This window comes from Haladaptatus rarus (assembly GCF_054177585.1).
Genome location: NZ_JBPEHG010000002.1, coordinates 489,406 through 511,391, shown reverse-complemented (window position 1 = coordinate 511,391; position 21,986 = coordinate 489,406). Strand labels below are relative to the sequence as shown.

General features: G+C 60.1%; 32 protein-coding genes and 2 tRNA genes. 14 read left to right on the top strand and 20 right to left on the bottom strand.

Translation table 11 applies throughout. From position 1 onward, the window contains the following. The first annotated feature begins 3 nt into the window (after positions 1 to 3). The 3 genes from ACR3FE_RS07970 (at position 4) to nth (ending at position 2,318) form a co-directional block, all read left to right on the top strand. Complete coding sequence (locus tag ACR3FE_RS07970) at positions 4 to 126, top strand: hypothetical protein (protein ID WP_458206547.1); 123 nt, start codon at positions 4 to 6, stop codon at positions 124 to 126. 3 nt (positions 127 to 129) lie between these two features. Then, on the top strand, positions 130 to 1,362 hold the full coding sequence (locus ACR3FE_RS07965; RefSeq protein ID WP_458206546.1) for an RNA-guided endonuclease InsQ/TnpB family protein: 1,233 nt from the start codon (positions 130 to 132) through the stop codon (positions 1,360 to 1,362). Positions 1,363 to 1,631: 269 nt separating this feature from the next. Further along, positions 1,632 to 2,318 carry an endonuclease III gene (nth, locus tag ACR3FE_RS07960; RefSeq protein WP_458206545.1) on the top strand — a complete coding sequence of 229 codons (687 nt, stop codon included), beginning with the start codon at positions 1,632 to 1,634 and terminating at the stop codon, positions 2,316 to 2,318. 50 nt (positions 2,319 to 2,368) lie between these two features. Here the strand turns inward: nth and ACR3FE_RS07955 are convergent, their stop codons facing one another. After that, complete coding sequence (locus ACR3FE_RS07955; RefSeq protein WP_458206543.1) at positions 2,369 to 2,854, bottom strand: DUF7321 family protein; 486 nt, start codon at positions 2,852 to 2,854, stop codon at positions 2,369 to 2,371. Positions 2,855 to 2,943: 89 nt separating this feature from the next. Between ACR3FE_RS07955 and ACR3FE_RS07950 the strand changes: the two genes are divergently transcribed. The 8 genes from ACR3FE_RS07950 to ACR3FE_RS07915 all read left to right on the top strand — a co-directional run bounded on the left by ACR3FE_RS07950 (position 2,944) and on the right by ACR3FE_RS07915 (position 7,942). Further along, positions 2,944 to 3,732, top strand: a complete 789-nt coding sequence (locus ACR3FE_RS07950; RefSeq protein WP_458206542.1) for a DUF7319 domain-containing protein — start codon at positions 2,944 to 2,946, stop codon at positions 3,730 to 3,732. 88 nt (positions 3,733 to 3,820) lie between these two features. Continuing rightward, entirely contained in the window at positions 3,821 to 4,510 is a 690-nt protein-coding gene (locus tag ACR3FE_RS07945; RefSeq protein ID WP_458206541.1) for a plastocyanin/azurin family copper-binding protein, read from the top strand. Beyond that, positions 4,511 to 4,897 carry a DUF7318 family protein gene (locus ACR3FE_RS07940; protein ID WP_458206540.1) on the top strand — a complete coding sequence of 129 codons (387 nt, stop codon included), beginning with the start codon at positions 4,511 to 4,513 and terminating at the stop codon, positions 4,895 to 4,897. Between the two features lie 3 nt (positions 4,898 to 4,900). Further along, positions 4,901 to 5,749, top strand: a complete 849-nt coding sequence (locus ACR3FE_RS07935; RefSeq protein WP_458206539.1) for a ubiquinol-cytochrome c reductase iron-sulfur subunit — start codon at positions 4,901 to 4,903, stop codon at positions 5,747 to 5,749. Next, on the top strand, positions 5,750 to 6,553 hold the full coding sequence (locus tag ACR3FE_RS07930; RefSeq protein WP_458206538.1) for a cytochrome b: 804 nt from the start codon (positions 5,750 to 5,752) through the stop codon (positions 6,551 to 6,553). It abuts the gene before it with no gap. A gap of 5 nt (positions 6,554 to 6,558) precedes the next feature. Next, positions 6,559 to 7,317 (top strand): cytochrome b family protein, encoded by a 759-nt coding sequence (locus tag ACR3FE_RS07925; RefSeq protein WP_458206537.1) that lies wholly within the window; start codon positions 6,559 to 6,561, stop codon positions 7,315 to 7,317. A gap of 12 nt (positions 7,318 to 7,329) precedes the next feature. Beyond that, entirely contained in the window at positions 7,330 to 7,695 is a 366-nt protein-coding gene (locus ACR3FE_RS07920) for a DUF7315 family membrane protein (protein WP_458206536.1), read from the top strand. Then, positions 7,688 to 7,942, top strand: a complete 255-nt coding sequence (locus ACR3FE_RS07915) for a DUF7314 family protein (protein ID WP_458206535.1) — start codon at positions 7,688 to 7,690, stop codon at positions 7,940 to 7,942. Before ACR3FE_RS07920 ends, ACR3FE_RS07915 begins: the two co-directional genes overlap by 8 nt. 60 nt (positions 7,943 to 8,002) lie before the next feature. Here ACR3FE_RS07915 and ACR3FE_RS07910 read toward each other — a convergent pair whose 3' ends face one another. From ACR3FE_RS07910 to moaA, 18 genes are all read right to left on the bottom strand, one after another. After that, complete coding sequence (locus ACR3FE_RS07910) at positions 8,003 to 8,743, bottom strand: isopentenyl phosphate kinase (protein ID WP_458206533.1); 741 nt, start codon at positions 8,741 to 8,743, stop codon at positions 8,003 to 8,005. After that, a complete protein-coding gene (gene mvk, locus ACR3FE_RS07905; protein WP_458206532.1) occupies positions 8,740 to 9,723 on the bottom strand; it encodes a mevalonate kinase in 984 nt (327 codons plus the stop codon). Before mvk ends, ACR3FE_RS07910 begins: the two co-directional genes overlap by 4 nt. Positions 9,724 to 10,007: 284 nt before the next feature. Further along, positions 10,008 to 10,784, bottom strand: coding sequence for a 30S ribosomal protein S2 (gene rpsB, locus ACR3FE_RS07900; protein ID WP_458206531.1), 777 nt, complete (start codon positions 10,782 to 10,784; stop codon positions 10,008 to 10,010). Beyond that, entirely contained in the window at positions 10,781 to 11,986 is a 1,206-nt protein-coding gene (gene eno / locus ACR3FE_RS07895; protein ID WP_458206530.1) for a phosphopyruvate hydratase, read from the bottom strand. Before eno ends, rpsB begins: the two co-directional genes overlap by 4 nt. After that, the gene (locus ACR3FE_RS07890; RefSeq protein ID WP_458206529.1) at positions 11,983 to 12,165 is read right to left on the bottom strand and encodes a DNA-directed RNA polymerase subunit K; all 183 of its coding nucleotides are present in this window, start codon (positions 12,163 to 12,165) and stop codon (positions 11,983 to 11,985) included. The genes eno and ACR3FE_RS07890 overlap by 4 nt, the downstream gene beginning before the upstream one ends. Further along, entirely contained in the window at positions 12,165 to 12,365 is a 201-nt protein-coding gene (locus ACR3FE_RS07885; protein ID WP_458206528.1) for a DNA-directed RNA polymerase subunit N, read from the bottom strand. The genes ACR3FE_RS07890 and ACR3FE_RS07885 overlap by 1 nt, the downstream gene beginning before the upstream one ends. 12 nt (positions 12,366 to 12,377) lie before the next feature. Further along, positions 12,378 to 12,773 (bottom strand): 30S ribosomal protein S9, encoded by a 396-nt coding sequence (locus ACR3FE_RS07880; protein ID WP_458206527.1) that lies wholly within the window; start codon positions 12,771 to 12,773, stop codon positions 12,378 to 12,380. Then, a complete protein-coding gene (locus ACR3FE_RS07875; RefSeq protein WP_458206526.1) occupies positions 12,767 to 13,204 on the bottom strand; it encodes a 50S ribosomal protein L13 in 438 nt (145 codons plus the stop codon). Before ACR3FE_RS07875 ends, ACR3FE_RS07880 begins: the two co-directional genes overlap by 7 nt. After that, a complete protein-coding gene (locus ACR3FE_RS07870) occupies positions 13,201 to 13,554 on the bottom strand; it encodes a 50S ribosomal protein L18e (protein WP_458206525.1) in 354 nt (117 codons plus the stop codon). Before ACR3FE_RS07870 ends, ACR3FE_RS07875 begins: the two co-directional genes overlap by 4 nt. Before the next feature lie 30 nt (positions 13,555 to 13,584). Further along, positions 13,585 to 13,669: transfer RNA gene (locus tag ACR3FE_RS07865), tRNA-Leu, on the bottom strand. Positions 13,670 to 13,813: 144 nt separating this feature from the next. After that, the gene (locus ACR3FE_RS07860) at positions 13,814 to 14,560 is read right to left on the bottom strand and encodes a DNA-directed RNA polymerase subunit D (protein WP_458206524.1); all 747 of its coding nucleotides are present in this window, start codon (positions 14,558 to 14,560) and stop codon (positions 13,814 to 13,816) included. A gap of 3 nt (positions 14,561 to 14,563) precedes the next feature. Continuing rightward, complete coding sequence (locus ACR3FE_RS07855) at positions 14,564 to 14,950, bottom strand: 30S ribosomal protein S11 (protein ID WP_227354999.1); 387 nt, start codon at positions 14,948 to 14,950, stop codon at positions 14,564 to 14,566. Continuing rightward, on the bottom strand, positions 14,947 to 15,468 hold the full coding sequence (locus tag ACR3FE_RS07850) for a 30S ribosomal protein S4 (RefSeq protein WP_458206523.1): 522 nt from the start codon (positions 15,466 to 15,468) through the stop codon (positions 14,947 to 14,949). Before ACR3FE_RS07850 ends, ACR3FE_RS07855 begins: the two co-directional genes overlap by 4 nt. Then, a complete protein-coding gene (locus ACR3FE_RS07845) occupies positions 15,468 to 15,971 on the bottom strand; it encodes a 30S ribosomal protein S13 (RefSeq protein WP_458206522.1) in 504 nt (167 codons plus the stop codon). The genes ACR3FE_RS07850 and ACR3FE_RS07845 overlap by 1 nt, the downstream gene beginning before the upstream one ends. A 16-nt stretch (positions 15,972 to 15,987) precedes the next feature. Continuing rightward, positions 15,988 to 16,072 (bottom strand) — tRNA-Ser (locus ACR3FE_RS07840). A gap of 75 nt (positions 16,073 to 16,147) precedes the next feature. After that, positions 16,148 to 16,432, bottom strand: coding sequence for a hypothetical protein (locus tag ACR3FE_RS07835; protein ID WP_458206521.1), 285 nt, complete (start codon positions 16,430 to 16,432; stop codon positions 16,148 to 16,150). After that, a complete protein-coding gene (locus ACR3FE_RS07830) occupies positions 16,429 to 17,205 on the bottom strand; it encodes a M99 family carboxypeptidase catalytic domain-containing protein (protein ID WP_458206520.1) in 777 nt (258 codons plus the stop codon). The genes ACR3FE_RS07835 and ACR3FE_RS07830 overlap by 4 nt, the downstream gene beginning before the upstream one ends. A gap of 43 nt (positions 17,206 to 17,248) precedes the next feature. Then, a complete protein-coding gene (moaA, locus tag ACR3FE_RS07825; protein WP_458206519.1) occupies positions 17,249 to 18,208 on the bottom strand; it encodes a GTP 3',8-cyclase MoaA in 960 nt (319 codons plus the stop codon). 157 nt (positions 18,209 to 18,365) lie between these two features. On the opposite strand from moaA, the gene ACR3FE_RS07820 reads away from it, so the two are divergent. After that, the gene (locus tag ACR3FE_RS07820) at positions 18,366 to 19,406 is read left to right on the top strand and encodes an Mrp/NBP35 family ATP-binding protein (RefSeq protein ID WP_458206518.1); all 1,041 of its coding nucleotides are present in this window, start codon (positions 18,366 to 18,368) and stop codon (positions 19,404 to 19,406) included. Positions 19,407 to 19,409: 3 nt separating this feature from the next. After that, positions 19,410 to 19,634, top strand: a complete 225-nt coding sequence (locus ACR3FE_RS07815) for a DUF7976 family protein (RefSeq protein ID WP_458206517.1) — start codon at positions 19,410 to 19,412, stop codon at positions 19,632 to 19,634. A gap of 14 nt (positions 19,635 to 19,648) precedes the next feature. Here ACR3FE_RS07815 and ACR3FE_RS07810 read toward each other — a convergent pair whose 3' ends face one another. Continuing rightward, positions 19,649 to 19,873: a hypothetical protein gene (locus tag ACR3FE_RS07810; protein WP_458206516.1), complete on the bottom strand. Its 225-nt coding sequence runs from the start codon at positions 19,871 to 19,873 to the stop codon at positions 19,649 to 19,651. Between the two features lie 223 nt (positions 19,874 to 20,096). Here ACR3FE_RS07810 and ACR3FE_RS07805 point away from each other — a divergent pair, with 223 nt between their 5' ends. Further along, on the top strand, positions 20,097 to 21,986 hold the full coding sequence (locus ACR3FE_RS07805) for a 2-oxoacid:acceptor oxidoreductase subunit alpha (protein WP_458206515.1): 1,890 nt from the start codon (positions 20,097 to 20,099) through the stop codon (positions 21,984 to 21,986).

Below are 21,986 nucleotides of genomic sequence, written 5' to 3'. Positions count from 1 at the left end.
TGTATGGCAACGCGTAAGAACATCACGATCCGCGACGACCAAGAGGAGTGGGTTCAGGACAATCACCTGAACCTCTCGCGGTTCGTTCAGGATAAGTTGGACGAACTCATCGAGGAGCGCGAATAGCGGATGTACTACGCCTACAAATATCGTCTCAAACCGTCCGACACTCACCGTGAGGTGTTGGACCGCCACCGCGATATCTGTAGGCAAGTCTACAACCACGCACTCTACCGCTTCAATCAAATCCCTGAGGCCGCAGGAACCCTCAACCAACGTGTTCGATCCATCCGTGACGAACTCCCCAGCCTCAAAGACTGGTGGGATGGCCTCACAGACGTGTATTCGACAGTTTTGCAAACTGCTGTCATGCGAATTGAGGACAACATCAAGTCGCTCGGGGGACTCAAGAAGAACGGCTACGGCGTTGGTCAACTCAAGTGGAAGCCCCCTCGGGAGTTTCGCAGTCTCACGTACAGTCAATCTGGCTTCAAGTTCGACAAGAAGGGCGGTCAGACCGTACTGTCACTCTCGAAACTCGCGGATATTCCGATACGACTCCACCGCGCAATCCCGGACGACGCCAAACTCAAGCAAGTCACGCTCAAGAAAGAGCCAACGGGCGAATGGTTTGCTACCTTTGGCGTCGAAGTAGACCGTAAAACTGCCGAGAAACCCGATGAACTCACCGACGTGGTGGGTATCGACGTGGGGATTCTCAAGTACGCTCACGACACCGACGGAACCGCCGTCGAATCGCTCGATCTGTCCGAGGAACGTAACAGGTTGGAACGCGAGCAACGAAAACTCTCGCGGAAGCAACACGGCTCTGCCAACTACGAGAAGCAACGCCGTCGCGTTGCAGAGTGTCACGCCGACCTCCGGCGGAAGCGCCGCGACTTCTTGCACAAGCTGTCGAACTACTACGCGAAAGAGTATGACCTTGTAGCAGTCGAAGACCTGAACGTCGCTGGAATGATGCAGTCCGATTCGAATTCACGCAACCGAGCATCCGCTGCATGGAAAACTTTTCTCCGGATGCTTGAATACAAGTGTGAACGCGAAGGCACGCACTACGTTCCAGTGAACCCACGAGGAACGACGAAAGAGTGTGCAGCGTGCGGTGTGTCGTCCGATAAGCCGTTGTGGGTCCGCGAACATTCAAGTCCATCGTGTGGATTCACGGCGGATAGGGACTGGAACGCGGCGTACAACATCCTCGTTCGTGGTCTGAAGAAAGTAGGAGCGGGATGCTCCGAATCAACGCCTGTGGAGACTGCGCTCCCTACGGGAACTGCTGTTGTTCCTGCAAAGCGCGTCCTCGAAGCAGGAAGCCCCGTCCTCAACGCGCGTAGCGCGTAGGGCGGGGTAGTTCACAAACGCCGTCTCGATGTGTCGCGTAGGTATCTCTGGAGGATCGGATTCGCGGACGGATCTTTGTGGCACTGTGGTGACTGCTGGTGCTCGAGCAAACATGGCTCGCCGAGCACATTCCGTAGCTGGCCCAACTCCTCGGAGTATCGTCTAGCGCCAGTACAGATCAGTACATTTCAGTACAAGTCGACCGACCCTTCTCCCACGCCGCCGCGAATATCGAACGACTGAAACCCCATCCATCCAAGACTCTCGCTATGGGTGACCCACTGGAAACGCGAGAGGAACAGTTGGACGAGATCGTGGACAGACTCTACGACGAATACCCGGATGCAACCATCTCGCTCAACTTCTCGGATCGGCTCGAACTGCTCATCGCGGTGATGCTCTCCGCACAGTGTACCGACGAGCGCGTGAACAAGGAGACAGAACACCTGTTCGAGAAGTACCAGTCGCCAGAAGACTACGCGAACGTTGACGTGGAGGAACTCGCGGACGACCTGAGTTCGATCACCTACTACAACAACAAGGCGAAATGGATACAGAGCGCCTGCCAGACCATCGTGGAAGAACACGACGGCGAGGTGCCGGACACCATGACCGAGTTAACCGACCTGACAGGTGTCGGGCGCAAGACGGCGAATGTGGTGCTTCAACACGGCCACGACACGGTAGAGGGCATCGTCGTGGATACGCACGTCCAGCGACTGTCGCGCCGACTGGGACTGACCGAGGAAGAACGCCCGGAAACCATCGAAACCGACCTCATGTCGTTCGTTCCCGATGAGGACTGGCAGTGGTTGACCCACCTGTTCATCAGCCACGGTCGCGCGACCTGCACCGCCCGGAGTCCCGACTGTGAAGACTGCATCCTCGAAGATATCTGCCCGTCTTCGCAACTCGACAATGGCGTCGACCTCGCCAGTGGCGAAGCGTGGAACTGACCGGACGCTGAAACTGAAACTGAGACTGAAACCGAGACTGGGTCGAAGGTTCAAAAGTAATCGGTGTAGAGGATGAGAAACCGTGCCATACCGAGCAGCCACGCGAGCAGCCAGAAGACGACGTAGCCAGCGACACCGACGCGCAGGCGCTTGCGCCACGAATCCATGTTCTCGTGGAGGTCGCTGATGTCAACCTCGTGATCCGGTTCGCCGTACAGGTCGTGGGCGCGCTTGACCTGGAAGATGCGGACGATACCGGTGAGCGCGAGCACCAGCATCGCGTAGGCCTGCAATCCGAGGAAGACGTGGACTGCCGCGAGGCCGCCCAACTGATCGAGAAGGCGCGGAGCCATCCACACGACGACGGGGATCGTCGTCAACAGCAGGCCGACGAGGATTATCTTCAGGTGGTACGTGAGAACGCCCCACGTCACCGTCTCGGCGTCGATGATGACCCACGCACCGTAGAGATAGAACGGAAAGCTCGCAGTCACGACTAGCGCGACCACAGTCGCAATCGCCGCCTCGCCTACCATAGTCGGAGGTTAGACCGGGGAGCGTTAAAGCGTCCGAAACGTCCGGCATGTCAGAAGATGTTTAGCCGTCGAAGCGTAACCTTCGGATAATGGCCGACTCCGACAGTGGGACGGCGGGCGCAGACGACGATGTGCCAGAGAGATCCCGCGAGGAACTCCGCCGCGAGGTCGACGAGAAGTACGATTTCGATAACTTCGGCCCCGAAGACATGGCGGAGATGACGCTCGAAGAATGGGAGGTCGCGTTCGACCCCGACTCGTGGGTCACGGGGCGCGAGTTACTCGACCGCGTCGAAGCCGACCTGAAACACCGGATCGCTATCCGAGAGGTGTTCGCCGTCGTCGAGCGGATCACCCGCGATGGCGAACCGCAACTACTCGCGTACTCCGACGAGGGCTACGCGATCGTCTACCCCGACGGGAGCGTCGAGGGGCACGGAACGGTGCTTCGTGACGTGAAACCGACGGTCGCGCTGGCCTCGATGGAAGAGTACGACGTGCCGGAGATGCCCGACAGTAACCAGTTGCCACAGCCGGACGAGGTTCCGGAGGGGAGCGGTGAACTGGGCAACAAGCTGATGCAGGCCATCGCAGCCATCCACGTCGTCGCCGGAATCGGGCTGCTCCTCACGTGGTTCCTCGTCGCGCTTCGTCTCCTCAGCGTTCCGGAACAGGTACAGGATGCGACCGCGCTCCTCGCCATCATCGGCGCCGGGTTCCTCGTCTTCGGACTGTTCGTCCTGGTCATCGTCGCAAATGCTCGTCTCTCTGATAGGTTCCGGTCGGAGGAGTATCGAAATCGGCTCCGGTCTGCAGGCGTCGAATCGGGCGAACGACCCGACTTTCTTCCCATCGACGAAAACGAGCAGGACGACTGAACGGACGAGAGGAGTTTCGAAAGTCCCGGTGACGGCAATCCAGCGGCATCGGTGGCTTTAAGCAAGTCCCATCCTGAGCAACACGTGTATGAAGAGGCGGGACTTTCTACTGGCGGCCAGCGGCGTTGCTGGCGGAACTGCCGCGGCGGCGGCACCCGCTGGTGCGCAGCAGACGACCACGTCAGGAGGTGGAAACCAGTCCGGCGGAAACGGGTCTGGTGGAACCACGACGACGTCTGGAGGCGGCAACCAGTCAAGTGGAAACGAGTCTAGCGGGAATCAATCGAAAGGCGGGGGCGGCGGCGGGGGCCCGACGAAAACGGTGAAAACCGGCCCCGGCGGCGAACTCGTCTTCGAACCAACCGAGTTGTCGATCTCACCGGGAACGACGGTGAAGTGGGTCTGGGAGTCGAACACTCACAACGTCATCCCCGAGAGCCAGCCGAGCGGGTCGAGTTGGAAAGGGACGCCGGGTGGCGAGAGCAAGACGTACGACTCCGGCTACACCTACTCGCACACGTTCGAGACGCCGGGTAAGTACGAGTACTACTGTGCGCCGCACAAGAGCGCCGGGATGACCGGGACGATCCAGGTCGGATCGTCTGGCGGCGGTGGCGGCGGTGCTGCCGAAGAAGCAGACCCGGAAGAGATGGGCGTGCCGTTCCAGGCACACTACGTCGGAATCGCGACGATTCTGATGATGATCGTTTCGCTCATCTACACGTTCTTCTTCCTGAAGTACGGCGAATCGGCAAACACCAGTGGAGGGAACAGATAAATGTCATCCTCAGGAAGCACGTACGGAGACATTCACCGATACGAACCGGCCCGTGAGAGTACGACTGCTGCGATCTCGATCGTCTTGTTGACGATTATCGAAGTCGTGTTCGTCGGCCTGTTCACCTACGGACTGCTCAACGGTTGGGGCCTTTCGGAGGTCGGGAACATGTACCTCGGGGGCGTCCTCGCGGTCATCTTCATCGACCTCGCGTTCGTGCTCATGCTGTACCGCAAGGAGTTCCTCCCCGACGTGATGATTGTCAAGAAGCGTCGTCGCAAGTGGGAAGACCTCTACGTCCGCGAAGAAGAGCAGTACGGAACCGAATCGTTCGGTGATGCGTGGGATCAGTTCAAACGAGCAGTGTACCCATACTACAAACGATAAACAATGGCAGGAGACGACAAATATCCGGAAAGCACAGGTCGCCGCCGTTTCGTCAAAGGCGTCGTCGGAAGTGCGACGCTCGCCGGGGTCGGCACCGCTGGGGCCGCCACACTCAAATCGGCGACGTCCCCGACCGGCGAAGGTGGCGGTATCACCCAGTTCATGGGGATGGAGAACACCGACGGTCCCGCGCCTCGCGCGATGCCACAGATTCCCATCGAGATCGACAGCAAGGGGTTCGTCAAAGGGATATTCCCCAAGCCAGAAACGAAAACCGTTCAAGGCCGAGAGGTCACGGTCGCCGAGACGAATATCGGCGGGATCACGTACTCGGCCGAATGGTTCCAGTACTGCGGTGTCCAGACGTACAAAGGCGTCGACCCTGAAGCCGACATGGACAACTACTTCCGGTACAAGGAAGGTGCCGGATACGATTGGCAAGCCAGCGAGGTGAAGGCTGGAGACAAGGTTCACGTCGACGACTTCACCGACTACAAGTCGTGGGGCAACGGCATCGGGAAGTCCGGTCTCGGAAAACCGGCGATGGTGACGTGGCGCTCGCAGGACGTTCCTTCGAGCCAGACGATGACCGTCCAGCTCATCCGTAGTACGAACGTTGAAGAGATGGCGAAGGGCAACGAGTGGCTGAAAGCGAGCACTGATAAAGGGTTCATCGCCAACCTGAACAAATGTACGCACTTCTGTTGTGTCCCCGCATTCAAGGGCATCGCAGGTGCCGCGAAGTTCGGCGCGGAAGACATGATCTACTGTCCGTGCCACCAGTCCATCTACGACCCCTACAGCATCGTCAAGAAATCGTTCGTGGCATTGCCACGTCCGGAGGACGAGTAAATGAGTATCGAACGCAAAGACGAATACGATCACGGCGAGTGGCTGCGTGAGAAAGATCTCACGCCCATCGAGACCACGTTCCTCACGACGCTCATCTGGATGGATCGTCGGTTCCGCATCGTGGACTATCTCGAGATCTTGGAGACGCTGTACTATCGCGTCAACCTCCAGATGCCGAAAAGCCACACGGAACAGTACGGCCTCGACAACAAGTTCTGGTACTGGTATCCGCTGTACGCGCTCGGTAGTTTCTCGACCATCGCGTACGTCGTTGCGGCGATCAGTGGCGCGCTGCTCGGGTTCTACTACTCGCCGTCGACAGCGGCCGCTCAGGGAGACCCATCGGCAGCGTACCAGCAGTTGACGCTGATCATGACCGACCTCAACTTCGGGTTCATGCTCCGGAGTATCCATCGCTGGTCGGCACAGGTGATGGTCGCCGCTGTGTTCCTTCACATGCTGCGTGTCTACTTCACGGGCGCGTACAAGGAACCCCGCGAGGTCAACTGGCTCATCGGCATCATCCTCATCAGCCTGACGATGGTGTTCGGATACACGGGCTACCTGCTTCCGTGGGACCAGCTCGCGTTCTGGGCCGGACAGATCGGCGTCGAGATGAGCCTCTCCGTCCCACTCATCGGTGAGTGGGTCGCCCAACTGCTGTTCGGCGGATTCAGCCTGAGTCAGGCGACGCTGCAACGGATGTATATCCTGCACGTGTTCCTGTTGCCGTTCGTCGTGACCACGCTCATCGCGATCCACATCGGCATCGTCTGGATGCAGGGCATCGCGGAACCACACTGATACCAATGACAGACGAAAACGAAACCCGAACTGACGGAAGCGGTACCGGCATCGTCCCGCCGGACGACGAGACCCCGTCGTGGCTCGAACGCAAACAGCGCACGCAGGGTCTCTCCCGGCTGACCTACGAATACTTCGAACGCGCACGCCGCGAGGACCAAGACCTCCGACAGGAATCCAGCTACGTCGAGCGCGACGTGCTGGCGTTCCCGACGTGGCCACACGAGATGATCCGGAATCTCTCGATAACGAGCTTCTTCGTCGGGATGATCCTGTTCCTCTCGGCGACGCTCCCGCCGCACCTCGGCCCACCAGCAGACCCGAGTTCCACCCCGGCGATCATCCTGCCCGACTGGTATCTCTACTGGTCGTTCGGCCTGCTGAAGCTGGGGCCGCTCAACCCCGAACTGGCCATCCTCGGCGGTGACAAGTTGATGGCAGACCGTACCTACGGTGTCGTGGCGAACGTCGTCGTCGTCGGCGCGATCGCTATCGTGCCGTTCCTGAACAAAGGGAGCGCACGGCGCCCCGTCGAACAGCCGTTCTGGGCGGCAGTCGGTATGTTCGGCGTCGTGTTCGCGATCACCATCAGCGCACTGTCCATCAAGAACCTGCTCCCCATCAACGCACACCTCACGTTCGACCTGGCGTTCCTCGTTCCCATCGTGGCTGGAACCATCACCTACGCAGTGTTGAAGTCGATGCGAGAGGGCTACATGTTCAGCCTCAACCGCCGGTACTATCGCCTGCGGCCACCGAAGTAGGCCCTCTTTTTTATGTCTGGCCGGGACGACGATTTCGAGACGAGTTATTCGACGCGTGACGACGAGAAGAGCGACCGCGACACGGAATCGTCAGGAATTCGTTCCCGCAACGTGGTCGTCCCGCTTCGAATGTACAAAGCGGTGACCGTCTTCTCGACACTCTTTGCGGTCGTCACGGTCGTCGGTGGGTTCATCGCACTGGACGTGGCGACCGACCGGGCGACCGCAGCGCTCCCGCAAGTAGATTTCCCGCTCGCCATCTTCGGCCTGATACTCATCGTAGCGGGAGCCGCGGTGTATGCGTTCTCCACACGATTCCGTGCCGAGGGAATGGGAAAGTCTAAAGATGGCTCCGACGAACCCTCAAACAATGGCTGACGAATTCGCAAAGGGACTCGGTATCGCCACGGCTGCGGGACTCGCCTGGATGGTTCTGTCGGGCTGGTACACGACCCCCGGTTTCGAAGATACGCAACTCATCGGTGAGATCCCGGGAACCTTGGATATGTACGGTAACCTCGCCATCATCCTCCGCGAGGCGTTCTTCTGGTTCGCCATCTTCGGCATGCTCTTCTTCTGGGTCATCGTGCCGGGGCTGCGCCAGCTTCGACGAGCACGGTCGTAACGTCGTAAAACAGCTTTTCTCTCTCGAACTGCGCTCGCCAGAGCGCACCGTCTCTTCAGTTTAGCCGTCGATGCGCGTTCCCGGCGTCTCGCCCGAGAGGAACGCCGCTACGTCGTCCGGGCCGAAGATCGACGCTGGCGCGCCGAGTTCGAGCAACGCCCGAACTTTTCCGGCCATGCCGCCGGTCACGTCCGTCGATTCGCTTTCGCCGAGGACGGCTTCGACCTGTTCGTAGGCGGTGATCTCGGCGATGACCGAGTCATCCTCGTCCAGGACACCGGGCACGGTCGAGCAGAATCCGACGCTGTCGGCGTCGAGTTGGTCGGCAACCGAAACGACGAGTTCGTCGCCGCTGACCACCGTCACGCCAGCATCTTCGTGCACGACGACATCGCCGTGCAGAACGGGGACGAACCCCTCGCCGAGCATGGTCTCGATATGCTGGACGGAGAGTGTCAATGTCGCCGTCGCATCGCGGGCCGCAACCGAGAACGGATGTACGGGCACGGCGGGGACGCCACGCTCGTGGAGGCGCGTGATGACGACTTCGTTCAACGTCTTCATCGCACTGTGGATATCGACTGTCGCCCCCGCATCGTGTGTTCCCTCCGTCTTCGAGACGCCGTGTTTGCTGGCGTGATGGTGGCCGAAGCTTCCGCCACCGTGGACGAGCGCGAGGTTTTCGACGCTTGCCTCGCTCACCGCGTCGGCGACGTGGTTCAGGGTCGCGTCGTCCAGCGTATCGGCTCGGTCTTTGTCGGTGATGACGCTCCCGCCGAGTTTGAGCACGGTGAGACTCATTCTGTCCGCACCCCTTCGGTATCGAGTTCCGCGCGGAAGGCGTCCTCGCAGCCCGGCGTGAACCGAAGTGCGGTCTTGGTCTCGTCCGTCGGGTCGAGCGCGACGATGCAGCCGCCACCGCCCGCGCCGGTCAGCTTCGCCCCGAGTGCGCCCGCGTCGCGGGCTGCCCAGACCATGTTGTCGAGCGAGCGCGAGGAGACGCCGAGTGCCTCCAGTAAGCCGTGATTGAAGTTCATCAATCGCCCGAGTTCGTCGATCTCACCCTCGGCCAGCACCTGCTCACCCTGGCGGACGATATCACCGATGTTCTCGACGGTGTCGGCGGCGAAGTCGTATTTCTCGCGGAGTGCGCGAACCCCAGCGACGAGCTTCCCCGTGTCGCCGGCACCACCGTCGAAACCGACGACGATGGGGAGCTCTGGGGCCTCGATCGCCCGGCAGTCGTCGCCCTCCACGCGGACTGCTCCACCGGTCGCCGAGCAGAACGTGTCCGCGCGCGAGGCTTCGCCCTCTTGTACCGTGAGTTCCGCGCGGTACGCCCGGTCTGCGATCTCCTCGGTCGGGAGCTTGACGCCCAACTCTCGGGTCGCAGCGTCGATGGCCGCCACCGTCACCGCCGCCGAGGAGCCGAGTCCGGCACCAAGCGGGATGTCGCTCTCGACGGTGATGTCGAAGCCAGCGTCCGGCGAGTCGGTCGCGTCGCGGGCCTGTTCGATCGCAGCGTCGATGTAGCCTACTCCGGCCCGGACGAGCGATTCGGAGGCGTCCACGTCCGGTGTGTCGTCGGTGCCACCGCTGTATTCGACCGTGAACCCTTCGAGGCTCAGATCTTTCAGATGGACTCGGAGTCGGTCGTCGTCGCGCGATTCCATGGTAACCGTCGCCCGGCGTTCGATGGCACAGGGCACTGCGGGTTCGCCGTAGACGACGGCGTGCTCCCCGAACAGGTACACCTTCCCCGGGGCGCTCGAAACTGTCATGTCGTACTCTCGGTGAGCCGGGGGTATCACTTTTTTCGAATGAACTCCCGTGTTGGAGACGATTTCTCCCCGATGCCCGAAACTGACTCGTTACCAGCGAGAGCACAGCTGCTCCAACTGGTATTTCCGGGACGCTAGTTGATGCCAACTCCAAAAGGAACCACGCGTAATCGGCTAAATTCGAGCTCACGACCGGGAACACTCCACGAATCAGCTACCACTCCACGCTAACACCGTCCAGGCGATCGGTAAAACAGCGCAAATCCGATTCGAAAATTCGGCGTTTAAATCTCGCTCTCGAAGTCGTCGAGCGAGTAGGCGGGTTCGGCACCGCGGCGGTCGAGCGTCTCGTTGGCCAGCAGCCAGTAGACGACCGACAGCGCCTTGCGACCTTTGTTGTTCGTCGGAACGACGAGGTCGACGTTGCTCGTGTTGTTGTTCGAGTCACACATGGCGATGACGGGGATGCCAACCGTGATGGCCTCCTTGACCGCCTGTGCGTCGCCGATCGGGTCAGTGACGACGACGACGTCGGGTTCGATGTAACCGTCGTACTTCGGATTGGTCAGCGTGCCGGGGATGAATCGACCCGTGCGGGCGCGTGCGCCCACGGCGTCGGCGAACTTCTCCGCTGGGAAGCGACCGTACTGGCGCGACGACGTGACCAGGATCTGCTCGGGGTTATAGTTGGCGAGGAAGTCCGCCGCCGTGCGGATCCGCTGGTCGGTCATGCTCACGTCGAGGACGTACAGCCCGTCCGTCCTAACGCGGTGGATGAACCGCTCCATGTCCTCGGTCTTCTGCTGCGTACCGATGTGGACACCAGCGCCGAGGTAGTCCTCGACGGGGATGAGGAGGTCTGCCTCCTCGTCGCCGAGCACGTCCTCGTCGAACTGCGGTTCTTCTTCTTCGGTCTCGTCCGCCTGTGCGGCGACGTCTTCATCGGGGTCGACGTCGGGTTCTGCACCGGACTCGCCGGTCGGCTCCGCGTCAATCTCCTCTTCCGCGGCGTCGAGACCGTCTGTTTCTTCTTCTACCTGTTCGGATTCGTTTTCGCTCATAGTCGTGATACGTTCTGCTCGATTCTGATGAGTTCGTTGAGTTTTGCTGTTCGCTCGCCACCGACCGTGCCCGTCTTGATGAACGGGGCGTCGGTCGCCACGGCGAGGTGTGCGATGGTCGTGTCCTCGGTTTCACCACTCCGGTGTGAGATGACGGGGTCGTAGCCGTTCTCGACCGCGAGTTCGACTGCGTCGAAGGCGTCCGAGAGCGTCCCGATCTGATTCGGCTTGATGAGGATGCTGTTCGCCGCACCCTGCTCGATGCCGTCGGAGAGACGTTCGACGTTCGTGACGAACAGATCGTCACCACAGATGAGCGTCTGGTCGCCCACCCGGTCGGTGAGTTCCGCGAACCCATCGTAGTCGTTCTCGTCCAGCGGATCTTCGACGTAGGCGAGGTCGTACTCGTCGACCAGCTCCGCGACGTAGTCGATCTGCTCGTCGGGCGAGCGCGTCCGGTCGCGGTAGTGGTACTCGCCGTCCTCGTACAACTCGGCAGCGGCCACATCGAGCCCGAATCGGATATCGAACCCGAACTCGTCGCTGACGTTCGAGACGGCTTCGTCCATCACCTCGAACGCTTCTGCGTCGTCGATGGCCGGTGCCCACGCACCTTCGTCGCCCTTCGCGGCGGCGATGCCGCGCTCGTCCAAGATCTCTGCGGCTTCCTGGTGGACTGCGGCGTTAGCGAACACCGCGTCCTGAACGCTCGGTGCGCCGACAGGCGCTGCGAGGAACTCCTGGATTGCCGTCGCATCCGCCGCGTGTTCGCCGCCGCCGATGACGTTGCCGAGTGGAATCGGGAAGTTCTCGCCACGGAACGCACCACCGAGGTGCTGATAGAGTGGTGCACCGAGCACGTCCGCCGCGGACTTCGCAGCAGCCATACTGATGGCGACGGCACTGTTCGCGCCGATCTCCGAGAAGTTCTCGCTTCCGTCTGCGACGCGAAGGGTGCGGTCGACGTCCCGCTGGTCGCCGACGTACACCGTTCCTTCGAGGCGCGGTACCGCGTGCTCGCGGGCCGCGGCGATCGCCTCGCCCGGTTCGAGTTCGATCGCTTCGTATTCGCCCGTACTCGCCCCGCTCGGTGCGGCAGCGCGACCGAATCCGCCACTCTCGGTCAGCACGTCGGCTTCGACGGTCGCGTTGCCACGCGAGTCGAGCACCTGTCGGAGTCTGACACGTTCGATACGCGTCATCGCTCTCCCTCACGTCGAACCGTGAACGGGAGGACACCAGCGTCGTACTCTTCTGCCGCGATGAGTATTGGCTGGGACTCCTCTGTGTCGATGAGAACCGGCGCTCCGTACGACACTTGCAGTGCTCGTGCGCCGAGGATTCGGGCTTTCTCGTATCGGGAGTAGTGTTGTTGTGCCATCACTGATAGGGTGCGACGATGTCCACGAGGTCTTTGTGTGAGACGATCATTCGTCGGCAGCAGTGACGCTCGATGCCAAGGTCGTCGAGAACCGCCGCTGGGTCTTCGTCGCCCATCTGGGTCTCGGCACGCGCCTTGTACTCCTGCCAGTGCTCACCGATGACGTTACCGCACGTGAAACACCGAACTGGGATCATCATGGGGTAATCACCTCAGCGGTAGGACTTCTGATAGCGGGCACGGGCTCCGGGGCCGCCCCACTTCTTGGGTTCGGACTGGCGAACGTCGTTGACCAGCAGGGAACGGTCGAACTCCATGAACGCATCACGGAGTTCGGCGTCACCCATGTACTGAACGATGCCGCGGGCGATAGCGGTGCGGACGGCGTCTGCCTGTCCGGTGATGCCACCGCCCGAAACGGTGACCTCTACGTCCACGCCCTCGCGCTCGTCGTCCGCGATGCGGAACGGTTCGAGCATCTTGAGGCGGGCCATCTCCGGTTCCACCAGTTCGACTGGTTTCGAGTTGATTCGCACGCGACCTTCGCCCTCCTTGACCGTGGCGCGGGCGATGGCCGTCTTCTTCTTGCCGCTCGTGTTCGTTACCATGTGACGTTAGCACCTAGGTGTCGGCTGACTTCGCCCAACTGGACGAAGCGGATGTTCGAGAGTCGATCCAGGGACGTGCCTTCGAGGACTTCGCCATCCTCGTCGTACGGGTTGCCGACGTAGACACGCACGTTCTCGAAGGCCGTGCGGCCACGCGGCTTCTTGTACGGAAGCATACCGCGGATCGAGCGCTTGGCGAGCATATCCGGCCGTTTCGGGTAGTACGGACCCTGGTCGGAGCTCAGGTTGAAGCGCGTCTCGAATTTCCCTTTGACGTCCTCTTCGCTACCGGTGATGATAGCTTGCTCGGCGTTGACAACGGCGACTCGCTCGCCGTCCAGCGCCTTCTGTGCGACCTGACTCGCCACACGACCGAGGATGCAATCTCGGGCGTCGACGATGGTGTCTGCGTCGAATTCAGCGATACTCATCGGATCACCCGGACGTTCGAGCCCTTGGGGTATTGTTCGATTGCCTGTTCGAGTTTGATCGATTCGCCGTTTGCCTGCTCTATCTTCGTCTCCGCAGTCGATGAGAAATCGACTGCAGCAACAGTGACGTTCTTCTGTAGGACACCGCTCCCGAGAACCTTGCCGGGCACGACGACGGTTTCGTCTTCCTGTGCGTACCGCTCGATGCGGCCCAGGTTGACCTCCGCGTGTGAGCTCCGTGGTTTCTCGAGGCGTGTCGCAACGTCGTTCCACACGTCGGCGTCCGAATCACGGGACACCGACTTGAGTTCGGCGATGAGACTACTGAGCCTCGGGTTAGTTTTACTCATGCTACTTCCTCCAAGTATTGAGAACTGAAGTGCAGGGAGCAGGATTTGAACCTGCGGACTCCTACGAGACAGCGCCCTGAACGCTGCGCCGTTGGCCAGACTTGGCTATCCCTGCACGCTGAGAACACGTGCGTACCCTCGTGGGCAACACAGTGTTGACTGCGGCCCTTAAAACCAGTTTCGGTCTGCCATTTCTGAGCGTTGGCACTCGGTGCCGAACGGGCAAACGCGCCAGGGTGGTTCGAAGGGCCTGTCATGATTATAGTTGAATTGCCTGTTCGAGTTCGTCTGCGCGCGCCGCCAGCGAATCGACGGCCTGCGTCACGAGTTCTTCGACGGTGAACGACCCGTCACTCTCGACGTGGAACACGAAGGCGTTCGGTACGTCGTGAACTTCGACCTCCTTTCCGGGGAACCGGTTGGTGAGGTCGTGGTCGAACGACTCCGTCGGAACGAGCTCGCCATCGTCTTCGATGACGCCACGGAGAATCTGGGGTTCTTCCTCTCCGAACTCGTCCCGGTCACCGACGACTTCGACGCGCTGTAGGTGACGGTAGCCGACCGCGACGCCACCTTGATGTTTGGCGTGTTCCTTCCCGGTACCGAGTACCGCGTCGGCTTCCAGTTCGAGGCGTTGACTGTCTTTCAAGTCGATGATCGGCACGTTATCGTCGGCGGGCTCTACCATCTCATCGGAGCTGATGAGGTCGCCCGAGAACGCAGTGCCCGGTCCCGACACGTCGAGACTGAGCGTCACGGTGTCGCCTTCTTCAAACTCGCCGGGTGGCGTCGTCAGTGGGACGAGACCAAGCCGCAGCGCGATCTGCTCGTCGAACATCACCGAGGAGTTCTCGATGACTCGAAGTTCGTCGATGGACAGCGTCGGCACGTCCGCGATCATGGCCCGACGGACGCCGTTGGCGAACGCCGGGGTGACGTTACGAACGAGGAACCGTGCCTCGCGTTCGGTGCGGTCGATGAACTCTACGTCGAAGTCTTCGGTCATGTGTTAGAATCCACTACCTTTCGGTGCGCGAGTGCCGTCGTGCGGGATCGGCGTCACGTCCTCGATACGACCAATCTCGATACCGGCACGGGCGAGCGCGCGAATCGTCGCCTGTGCACCGGGACCGGGATTCTGCTGCAGGTTGCCACCGGGGCCACGCACGCGGACGTGCAGGCCGTCGATGCCAGCCGCTTTGACCTCTTCGGCGACCGTCTCGGCCATCTGCATGGCTGCGTACGGCGAGGACTCGTCGCGGTTCTGTTTCACGACCGAGCCACCGGAGGACTTCGCGATCGTCTCCGCTCCGGTGAGATCGGTGATCGTGATGATGGTGTTGTTGAACGATGCGTGCACGTGGGCGATGCCCCACTTTTCGTCGTTGTCGCTCATTCGTTATCCCCCGCGCGTTCTGGGTGAAGTTCGTCTGCAATCGGGCTTCCCTCGTCGAAGTTGACGTAGTCTTCCTCGTCGACTTCGACCTTGTACGATGGGATCGACACACGGCGGTCGTTCACCGTGACGTGCCCGTGCGTGATGAACTGGCGAGCCTGCTTCGGCGTGTGTGCCAGTCCTTTCCGGTAAGCAACGGTCTGAAGACGGCGCTCCAGCACGTCCGTGATGTCGAGCAGCAGGACGTCACCGAGTTCGTCGCCCTCGTCGAGGACGCCGATGCGCTTCAGACGGGAGAGGAACTCGTCGCTCTCCTCTGCTTCGTCGCCCGTGATGCTGCCGAGCAGTCGGCGAGCTTCACGACGGAAGTTGCGAAGCTGACTCTGGGCGCGCCAGAGCTCTTCTTTGTTCTTCAGTCCGTACCGATCCATCAGACTGCGTTCCTCGGCGATTCGCTCGCCCTGGAACGGGTGGTTCGGCGTCTCGTAGAACTTCGTGTTTTCACCGGGAAGCGACATTATTCTTCATCACCCTCGGCGGCTGCTTCTTCTTTGATCTCCTCGACGTTCACGCCGACCGTACCCTCGGTACGGCCCGTGGACTTGGTTCGCTGACCGCGAACCTTCTGTCCACGCTTGTGGCGGAGGCCTTTGTAGGAGCTGATCATCTTCATCCGGTTGATGTCACGTCGCCGCGTCAGCGACATTTCGTTGCCAGTTTCGTGGGTAGTCTCACCGGAGAAGTATCCCTTGCGGTGGTTTGCGAGCCACTCGGGAGTTCGCTCGGTGTAACTCTCCACGACTTCGACGACACTTTCGATATCGTCCTCGTCGAGACGGCCAAACGTCGCCGTTCGGTCGACGTCCGCCTCCTCGGCGATGATTCGTGCCGTGCGACGACCGATCCCTTTCATCTCTGAAAGCGACCGCTCTACGGTCTTCGTCCCATCGAGGTCGGTTTGCCCGATGCGGACGAAGTACCGAAGGTCGTCGTCTTCGTCCTGTGGTTGTTCCGTACTCATGGTTGATAGTTTGGAGCGTCGAGGGAGGGATTCGAACCCTCGAGGCTTGACGCCACAGAGTTAGCAACCCTGCGCCGTGGGCCAGACTAGGCTACCTCGACACACTCTCTTACGTTCGCCCTTCCGGACTCGGGATGCGTGTCCCTACAGTTGTCTGCGTCCCACTCTACCGGTGGTTAGTATTTAAACGCAACGAATGTCTTCCGGAACAGCCGATATGCCGCCGCCAGCACCACGGAGACTCCATAAGCACCGACCAGAAACGGTGCCCAGAACACCCATAGTTCGAACGTCGGGAAGATGTAACTTCCGACCGAACTACCGAGTGTGAGCGCGAGATACCCCGGTAGAGCCAGCGGGGTCATGAGTCGGGTGTCCAGTGCGCCCAAGACGAGTGGGCCGACGAGCAGTAGATACGCACCCCAAACCGCCCGCCCAGCGAACAGTTTTCGCTCGTTCATCCTTCCACCCGCCGTTCGATCCCGTGTCGGGCGAGTAACTCTCTCGCTGCCCGTTTCGTCCACCGGACTCTCGTTCCTGGGTCGAGGAGGAACTTCGTCGTCTCGACGATGTAGCCCGGTCTATTGAGGTCGCCTGCCACTTTGTGGACCAACATCGGTCGCGACCCAGTGAGTTCGCCACCGCGACGGTAGTTGTGGAAGGGCATGTGCCACGGCACGACGGTCTCGTTCAACTGCTCGGCGGTCTGTTTCGCATGGTTGCCTGCGTTTCCTGCGTCCGTTGGCCAGATCATCTGCCCCACAGACGACTCGTGATACCCGTAGATGCCGAGAGAACGGTGCAAGTCGAGAACGACATCCGGATCGTGGCGGTTGACCACGTCCCAGATTGCTCGCGCGAGTTTCGATTTCGATGCCTCACCGGAGGGAAACAGCCGATTGAGATCGCCGTTCTCTCCCTCTCGTTGGTTCTTCCGGATCGCCACTCGGTTCGCTTTCGGAAGGACGACGAGCGTTCCGCTCTCGATCTGCCACTTCGCAACGTCCTCGGCTGCACGATATCCACTCGTTTCGTCACCGTGCATTCCGCCGACGACGAGTGCCGTCGGGCCGTCACCACGCTTCTGAACGAACACCTTCGTCGCGTGTTCCGTTTCCTCCAGAATCGTGTACGAAGAAGCATCGTTGTCTTGCTCTCTACTCCCGACGACCGGTGTCGTGACGACACCACCTGCCAACGCCGTGGCCTTCACGAGAAATGCCCGTCGTCGCATACGAGAGGGAGCGTAGCCTGCCCCTATCAACCTTATCGCCGACTCAGGCGTCGATGTACTGGTCGTTTATTTCCCACTCACCCTCGCCATTCCGAACCATGTACTCACCGTAGTACGGGACACGATTTGCGACCGTCTCCCGGAACGTCTCGCGAATCTCGGGTTTCGTCATCTCACCCATCGACCGGAGGTCGTCGTTGCGATTGAGACATCCTTTCAGGTATCCCTCGTGCGTCACGCGCACGCGATGACAATTCGAACAGAAGCTTGGATTCTCCACCGGGTCGACGATCTCGACCATACCGCCGTTCACCCAGTATCGCTTTCGCCCATGCATCTCCCGAACCTCGATCTCGTCCGCTTGCTCTTCGAGCCAGTCGTGGACGCGCTGGATATCGATCGCCCACTCCGGCTTGCCGGTCAACTCGGGCATATACTCGATGAGTTGTAGCTGCAGCCCGTCGTTCTCGGCGACGTGCTTGACCATCTTGGGGACGTAACCAGCAGTCGCTTCGAAGACGACCATGTTTAGTTTCACTGGGTCGAGTCCCGCGTCGAGTGCCGCTTCGACACCTTCGAGAACCTTGTCGTACGCGCCACTCTTCGTCACTTCCGCGAAATCCTTCGGGTCGAGTGCGTCCTGCGAGACGTTTACTCGCTCCAGTCCGGCCTCACGAAGTTCCTCGGCTCTCCCAGGGAGGAAGGTACCGTTCGTCGTCAACGACACCTCCATTCCGTCCGGCGTCCGTCGGATGATCTCCTCTAAATCCTGCCGAAGCATCGGCTCCCCACCCGTGAACTTTACCTTCCTAACGTCGAATTCGTGGGCCACCTCCAGAAACCGAACGACATCGTCCGCACTCATCTCGTCGTCCTGTGGCTCCATCGGCCCACGCGTATCACCAAGCCCCTCGTTGTGACAGTAGACACAGTCGAAATTACACCGGTCGGTAAGTGAGACGCGTACGCCCGTGACCTCACGCCCGAACGAATCTTCGAGCATCACCCATCACTTTCGGACGAGTATTCATAAACTCGTGGGAGACACCACCCGATACGTAACCGAAATTGGTTACTCCAGCTTGAGAGGGCAACCATCAACTGCTACGAATTCGTCCAGTTCACAAGTCTTATCGACAAGTCGAACCCTAGCCGTCATCATGGACGAAGCTGACGTTCGAGAACTCCTCCGCGCTGTTACAGACCCCGACCTCGACGAGGACATCGTCTCTCTCGGCCTCGTAAACGACATCACGGTCGAAGACGAGAGCGTACGGATCTCACTCGCCCTCGGTGCACCGTATGCCCCACACGAGAGCGAGATCGCAAATCGTGTCCGCGAAGTTCTCGCTGACCAAGGACTCGAATCCGAGCTCTCGGCACGAGTCGATAGCAATCTCGCTTCGGACGAACAGGTACTTCCAGGCGTCAAAAACGTCATCGCCGTCGCGTCAGGAAAAGGCGGTGTCGGAAAGAGTACTATCGCCGTCAATCTCGCTGCTGGATTAGCGAAACTCGGGGCTCGCGTCGGACTGTTCGATGCAGACGTCTACGGTCCTAACGTCCCACGGATGGTCGATGCAGACGAGCGCCCGCAAGCGACCGAGGAAGGGAAGCTTGTCCCACCGGAGAAGTTTGGTGTGAAGCTGATGAGTATGGCATTCCTCACCGGGCAAGACGACCCCGTCATCTGGCGAGGACCGATGGTTCATAAGGTGCTCACGCAGCTCTGGGAAGACGTCGAATGGGGGCAACTCGACTACATGGTCGTCGATCTTCCACCCGGAACCGGCGACACACAACTCACTCTTCTTCAAAGCGTGCCCGTCACGGGGGCGGTCATCGTCACCACGCCACAACGGGTCGCGCTCGACGACGCAGAGAAAGGACTTCGGATGTTCGGCAAACACGAGACGCCCGTCCTCGGCATCGCAGAGAACATGAGCACGTTCAAATGTCCCGATTGTGGGGGTGAACACGACATCTTCGGGCGCGGCGGCGGTGCGGCCTTCGCCGACGAATACGACATGCCGTTCCTCGGTGCCGTCCCACTCGACCCATCAGTGCGAACCGGTGGTGACGAGGGGACACCCATCGTCCTGGACGACGACGACGATACGGGTGATGCCTTCCGCCTCCTGACCGAGAACGTCGCCAACAACGTCGGCATCATCAATCGCCAGAAACAGCGAGAAGAATAATCTATGCAACCTGAAACGGAGTCGTTCGAACCGGACGAAGATCAGATGGAGACGCTCCGCGAGATCGCTGACGACATCCGCGGGGAAAGTAGCGAGAGCAAACTCCTCGCCGCGATCCTCTACCGGATCAGCGATCTGTTCGACCCCGCCGAGGAGACCACGCCGCGAGACATCTACATCAACATGCGGGAGATTATCCGGACGAAAGACGAAAAGAAAAGCCAGTAGGTGTCAGTGAGACGCTATCGTAGGCGCCGGAAGGCGACGACGACACCGAGTATGGCGAGTACCGGATATGCTGCGGGGACGCCAGCGATGTCGCGACCACCGCTGAGCTTTTCGCCGAAACTCTTGGAGTAGGTGCTGTTTTTGTACCGGTAGTGGTCGTCCATCCACGTCGATCGAACTGGTTGATACGACTCGTTCCACATCTTCGTTTGCTTTTCGGCTTTACCGACGAACTCCACTTGGTCAAGCGCACCATCGTGTTCGTTGAGCTTCCTAGCGGAGGAATGTACATTAGATATCGGGGAGTCATTAATAAACAAGACATTTCTCTCATCGATTCGCTCGAAATCAGTAGTTAGAACCCATCTATAACGATAGATGCTTGCTAATCTATGGCAAAGGCTTTACCATCTTGCGATGCAACTCTTAGCCACTAGGCCCGGAAGGCCAGGAGTTGTAATTATGACGGATCAAGAACTAATCTGGCGTATCGCAGGAGGTTCCGGGGACGGGATCGACTCGACGAGCCAGAACTTCGCAAAGGCCCTGATGCGCTCGGGGCTGAACGTATTCACGCATCGGCATTATCCGTCGCGCATTCGCGGCGGCCACACCTACGTGGAGATTCGCGCGGCGGATTACGAGGTGAAATCACGAGGAGACAACTATAATTTCCTCCTCGCACTCGGTGACAGCTTCGCGCGAAATCCACAGGAAGAAGCCTACTACGGCAACGAAGAGGTCAAACCGCTCTCGGAGAACCTGGACGAACTCCGAGAAGGTGGCGTCATCATCTACGACGCTGGACTGCTCGACACTGACGACATCCCGAACTTCGAAGAACGAGTCGAGGAGAACAACTGGCACGTCTTCGACCTCGATCTCCGCGAACTCGCCAAGAAACACGGGCGAGAAGTCATGCGAAACACCGCCGGTGTCGGTGCGACGTGCGCCATCATCGGTCTCGACCTCGACGTCGTCGAGGAACTGATGAGCGAGGCTATGCCAGAGAAGATCCTCGAACCCAATATCGAAATCCTTCGGGAGGCCTACGAGGACGTCAAAGAGAACTACGACACGGACGTCGGCGTGACCGTACCCGAGAGCGAGCACGACGAAGAGCAGGTGCTCATCTCCGGTAGCCACGGAATCGCGTACGGTTCCATCGACGAAGGTTGTCGGTTCATCGCGGGCTACCCGATGACGCCGTGGACAGACGTGTTTACCATCATGACCCAGCATCTCCCCGACCTCGGTGGCATCTCCGAGCAGGTGGAGGACGAGATCGCTGCCGCCGCACTCGCCATCGGTGCGAGCCACGCTGGCGCGAAGGCGATGAGTGGGTCGTCCGGCGGCGGATTCGCACTCATGTCCGAACCACTCGGTCTCGCCGAGATCACCGAGACACCCATCGTCCTCGTAGAGTCGATGCGAGCAGGACCTTCGACGGGGATGCCGACGAAACCCGAACAGGGTGACCTCGAACACGTCCTGTACACGAGTCAAGGTGACTCGAACCGCGTCGTCTTCGCACCGGGTGACGCACGCGAATCGTACATCCAGACGCGCAAGGCGTTCGAGATCGCATACAACTACCAGATTCCGTCCATCATCCTCTACGACCAGAAGCTCTCCGGTGGACACGAGACGGTTCCGGAGTCGGTGTTCGACCGGGACCCGAACCCGGACATCGGAAAGGTCGTGACCGAAGAGGATATCGAGGCAGGAGAACGTCTCGCAGGTCGATTCAAACGATATCGCTACGACGGCGAAGATGGTGTCAGCCCACGTTCCCTGCCGGGCCAGAAGGGAGGCAACTTCCTTGCGTCCGGGAACGAGCACAACGAGGCGGGTCACATCAGCGAGGACGCGGACAACCGCGTCACGCAGATGGACCGCCGGATGTCGAAACTCGAAGCCATCCGCGATGAACTCGACGCGATGGACGAGTCTCACCAGACCGTGTACGGCACAGATGACGCCGACTACGCGATCCTCAACTTCGGGAGCACGAAAGGTGCTGTCGAGGAAGCAGTCGACATGCTGAACGACGACGGGCACTCGGTCAAGGCGATGAACGTCAGCGACATGGTTCCATTCCCGAAAGACCAGGTCAACGAGTTCCTCGCAGACGTAGACGAGGCGCTGGTCGTCGAGATGAACGCCACAGCACAGTTCCGCAGGCATATCCAGGGCGAGACGGGGCAGCACGGTGAAAAGCTGTTCAGCCTGCTGAAATACGACGGCAACCCGTTCGAGCCGACCGATATCGTACGCGGCTTCGAATCGCAGCTCGACGGAAGTGCCGAGCTTGCGCACAACACGCGCATCGAATCAGCAACGGGTGACTGA